This window comes from Nocardia wallacei (assembly GCF_029868745.1).
GTDB classification, from domain to species: domain Bacteria; phylum Actinomycetota; class Actinomycetes; order Mycobacteriales; family Mycobacteriaceae; genus Nocardia; species Nocardia wallacei_B.
In genome coordinates this window covers 1-4404 of the sequence record NZ_JARWOP010000168.1, presented here as the reverse complement: position 1 = coordinate 4404, position 4404 = coordinate 1, and the positions used below count along the sequence as shown (strand labels likewise).

Sequence of the window (4404 nt, the reverse complement as noted above, 5' to 3'; positions counted from 1 at the left end):
ACCCCCCCCCCCGCCAAACCCCCCCCCCCCCACCCCCCCCCCCCCCACGCGCCCCCCCCCCCCCGCCCGCCCCCCCCCCCCAACGCGCCCCCCCCAATACCGCCGGGGCCCGCTTCGTTGTGCGTTCGTCGGACGCGGCGGGTTTAACCGGCCCCGTCCGTGGAACTCCTTCTGCCCCGCTCCGATTCGTGCTTGTGGCCGTGCACGCGCAGGGCCTTGTCGAGGTGGTCGGCGGCCACCAGGCGGCCGTCGGCGACCGACAGCACCCACATGCTGCCCTTGCGGTTACGCGCGGGTGGCAGTGTGACACCGTCGATTTCGGCCCAGCGCTGCAACAGCGGCGGAATCACCTTGCCCTGACTGCAAATCGTCCGCACGACCGGGGCGGACACCAGCTCCCGCACGCGCGCCAGCGCCTCGTCCGGGGCTGCGGCATAACCGCTTTCGGACAGCAGCGGCTCCAGCTCGATCTCGGCGCCGAGGGACTCCGCGAGCGGGGCCACCGTCTGCACGCACCGCAGCGGCGGCGCCGAATAGATTTCGGCGGCACCGAATGCCAGCAGATTGGGGGTCAGTGCCGCCGCCTGATCGCGGCCCGCCTTCTCCAGCGGGCGTTCGTCGTCGGGACCGCGGAAACGCTCGCGGCGGCCCGCCTTGCCGTGGCGCACCAGCAGCAGCGTGGCGGTGTCCGGCGGCAGCCGCAGGAAATTCCGCACCATGGTGCGGTCCATCGGGTAAGACAGCTGATCCATCACGCGGTCGACACGGTGCCAGCGCAACTGGTCGACCTCCGAATTGGGAACGAAGGCGCCCTCGGCGACCGACGCGGCCCAGTAGTCCACCCGCTTGAGTTTCCGATGCCCGGTAACCGGATAGGTCACATGACCGAGATAGCGGCTCAGGCGGCTGTGCAGCCCCGTTTCCTCGGCTACCTCGCGGACCGCGGTGACCACCGGGGTCTCTCCGGGATCGATTTTCCCCTTCGGCAGCGACCAGTCGTCGTATTTCGGGCGGTGCACGAGCGCCACCTCGATCGCGCCGCTGCCCGGCGCCCGGCGCCACAACACGGCGCCCGCGGCGAGAATATTGGCCTTCACCCGGGGATCGGACACCCCGACGTCCTCGAAATCCTGTGTCGCCGAGCGATTCACTGCTGACCCGGTCGCCGCAGTCGCATGAGGAACTCCTGGTGGTCGCGAACCTGTTCGTCGTGGACGCGGTCGGGATCGGGCTGGGCCTGCCAGCCGCCGTCGGGTTCGAGTACCCAGCAGCGGGTCGAACGATGCAGCGCCGAATCGAACACCTGCTCCAGCTGCTCGCACAGCCTGGCGTCCTTCACCTGCGCCATGACCTCCACTCGCCGGTCCAGATTGCGATGCATCATGTCGGCGCTGCCGATCCAGAACTCGTCCTGCGCGCGGAAGTGCAGCACGCGCGAATGCTCCAGGAAACGGCCGAGGATCGAGCGCACCTCGATGTTGTCGCTCATGCCGGGCACGCCGGGGCGCAGCCCGCAGATCCCGCGCACCACGATTTGCACCGGCACCCCCGCCTGCGACGCCCGGTACAGCGCGTCGATGATCTGCTCGTCGACGATCGCGTTGGCCTTCAACCGGATCCGGGCCGGCAGGCCCTGCTGCGCCAGCTCGGTCTCGCGGCGGATCCGCTCGACGATGCCCGAGCGCACGCTCGACGGAGCCACCAGCAGATTGCGGTAGTCGGCCTTGCGCGAGTACCCGGTCAGCGAGTTGAACAGGTCGGTCAGGTCGGCGCCGATTTCCGGTGCGGCGGTGAGCAATCCGACATCCTCGTACAGCCGCGCCGTCTTCGGGTTGTAGTTCCCGGTGCCGATGTGGCAGTAGCGGCGGATGGTCGCGCCCTCGCGGCGCACCACCAGGCAGGTCTTGCAGTGCGTCTTGAGGCCGATGAGGCCGTAGACCACGTGCACCCCGGCCTGTTCCAGCTGGCGGGCCCACTTGATGTTGGCCTGCTCGTCGAAGCGGGCCTTGATCTCCACCAGCGCCACCACCTGCTTGCCGGCCTCGGCGGCGTCGATGAGGGCGTTGACGATGGGGGAGTCGCCGGAGGTGCGGTACAGCGTCTGCTTGATCGCCAGCACCTGCGGGTCGGCGGCGGCCTGTTCGATGAACCGCTGCACGCTGGTGGAGAACGAGTCGTACGGGTGATGCACGAGGACGTCGCCCTCGCGCAGCGCCGCGAAAACGTTTCGGGGCGTCTCCCTTTCGCCGAACGCCGACGGCGTGGCCGGGACGTAGGGGGCGTCCTTGAGATGCGGCCGGTCCACCCCGTACACCTGCCACAGGCACGACAGGTCCAGCAGGCCCGGAACCTGGATCACGTCGCCCGGGTCGACGTCGAGTTCGCGCAGCAGCAGATCGAGCATGTGCTCGGTCATGTCGTCGGACACTTCCAGGCGCACCGGCGAACCGAAGCGCCGCCGCGCCAGTTCGCGTTCGAGCGCCTGGAGCAGATCCTCGTCGCGATCCTCGTCGACCTCGAAGTCGGCGTTGCGGGTGATCCGGAACGAATGCTGTTCCACCACTTCCATTCCCGGGAACAGCTGATCCAGGTGCGCGGCGATCAGGTCCTCCATCGGGAGGAAAGCCGCGAGCCGGGCGGCGGCGCCCTCGGCGGTGGTGCGGCGCACCCGCACGAAGCGATCGACGTTGTCGGGCACCTTCACGCGCGCGAAATGCTCACCGCCGGTTTCGGAATCCTTCACCGTGACAGCGAGATTGAGACTCAGACCGCTGATGTAGGGGAACGGGTGCGCGGGATCGACGGCCAGCGGGGTCAGCACCGGGAAGACCTGATCCTGAAAGTATCCCGACAGCCGCCGCCGCTCCTCGTCGTCCAGATCCGACCAGCCGATGATGGCGATGCCCTGCTCGACCAGCGCGGGCTGCACCTGATCGAGGAACACCCGGGCGTGCCGGCCCGCCAGATCCTGGGTGCGTTTGGCGATCAGTTCCAACTGCTCGGTGGGAGTCAGGCCGTCGGCCGACCGCACCGACAGACCGGCCTCGGCGCGCCGCTTCAGGCCCGCGACCCGGACCATGTAGAACTCATCGAGATTCGAGGCGAAGATCGCGAGGAACTTGGCGCGTTCGAGCAACGGCTCCGACACGTCCTCGGCCAGGGCCAGCACCCGGGCGTTGAAGTCCAGCCAGCTGAGTTCGCGGTTGAGATAGCGATCGGCGGGCAACTGTGGTGTCGCGGTGTCGGTGGGCGGCGGGGTGGCCGCCGGTGGCGCGGCCGGTAGTCGCGGCTGCTGCGGGACGGTCTCCGTTTCACTCACACTCACGATCATCCCTTACCCTCGGGTGGTGTCACACGCAACACCACCGTTGCACTCTCTACGGCGCCGCCCCGGCGATCATCCAGCACACATGTGATTCATCGCGAACCTCCGCGTGTGTTCCGGGTGAACATGTTCCGGCCATCCGATGGCCTGCAGCGCGGCGGCGGTGGCCGGGCCGACGCCCAGCGCGACCGCGCGGTCCAGGTCCGCCTCGGTATCGACGTCGAGGCGCAGGCCGGGCCAGTCGCCGTCGAGTTCCTTCGCGCCCGAGTCGCGGTGCCGCCGGGCCGAATCGCCGCCGAACAGGGGATTCAGTGCGGCCGCACCGTCGCGGACCAGCAGTGCGGCGGTGCCGCGGGCGGCGTGGTCGGCGACGAACGCGCGCGGGGCGGGCGCGGCGGTCAGCATGTCGGTCAGTTCGGCGGGGCGCAGGGCGGGGAGATCGGCTTGCAGGGCGAGGAGGTGGACGTCGCCGTGCCGGGCGCGGACCGCCTGTGCGGCGGCGGTCAGGGCGGTGTTGAGGCCGCTGTCCGTGTCGGGGGGTCCGGTGTGGGGGGCGTTCTGTGTTGTCGCCGGGTCCGGATGTACCTCGGCGCCGAGTGCTCGGACGGTGGCGGTGACCTGCGGGTCCGGGGTGACGACCGTGACCGAGCCCAGGCCCGCCGCGAGGGCGGCCGCCACGGTGTCCGACAGCATGGCCAGCACCAGGCGCGACCGGTCGCCGGGGGGGAGGCGGTCGGCCAGTCGGCTCTTGGCGCGCTCGAGGTGCTTGACCGCGATCACGGCGTGGACGGAATCCGGACGCATGGTCTCGAGTCTATGGGGGGGTGGGGCCCCCCCCCCCCCCCCCCCCCCCCCCCCCCCCCGCGGGGCCCCCCCCCCCCCGCGCCACCGCTGCGCCCGGGTCGGCAGCGCGACCGCGCCCGCCGACCAATCGACGTGCGGCGAGGGCGACGATCGTCATGTACGGCAGGAACTAGCCGAGCAGGGCATTGGACACATCGGCGAAGATGGCTGTGGTGCCGGTGATGCCGTACTCCATGCCGTACTGCGACTTGAAGTCCGCCTCGGCCTCGCGAGCG

The 4404-nt window shown here is 70.2% G+C and carries 3 protein-coding genes; all 3 read right to left on the bottom strand.

Annotated elements, in window-relative coordinates; genetic code table 11:
- Nucleotides 1-143: 143 nt before the first annotated feature.
- A complete protein-coding gene (locus QH470_RS13925; protein ID WP_280272761.1) occupies nucleotides 144-1112 on the bottom strand; it encodes an NUDIX hydrolase in 969 nt (322 codons plus the stop codon).
- Between the two features lie 35 nt (nucleotides 1113-1147).
- Nucleotides 1148-3331, bottom strand: a complete 2184-nt coding sequence (locus QH470_RS13920) for an RNA degradosome polyphosphate kinase (RefSeq protein WP_280272760.1) — start codon at nucleotides 3329-3331, stop codon at nucleotides 1148-1150.
- Nucleotides 3332-3397: 66 nt separating this feature from the next.
- Nucleotides 3398-4129: a 2-phospho-L-lactate guanylyltransferase gene (gene cofC, locus QH470_RS13915; protein ID WP_280272759.1), complete on the bottom strand. Its 732-nt coding sequence runs from the start codon at nucleotides 4127-4129 to the stop codon at nucleotides 3398-3400.
- Between the last annotated feature and the right edge of the window lie 275 nt (nucleotides 4130-4404).

Coding starts and splice junctions, on each gene's coding strand:
- QH470_RS13920 (WP_280272760.1), bottom strand. CDS start 3,331: ATGATCGTGAGTGTGAGTGAAACGGAGACCGTCCCGCAGCAGCCGCGA.
- cofC (WP_280272759.1), bottom strand. CDS start 4,129: ATGCGTCCGGATTCCGTCCACGCCGTGATCGCGGTCAAGCACCTCGAG.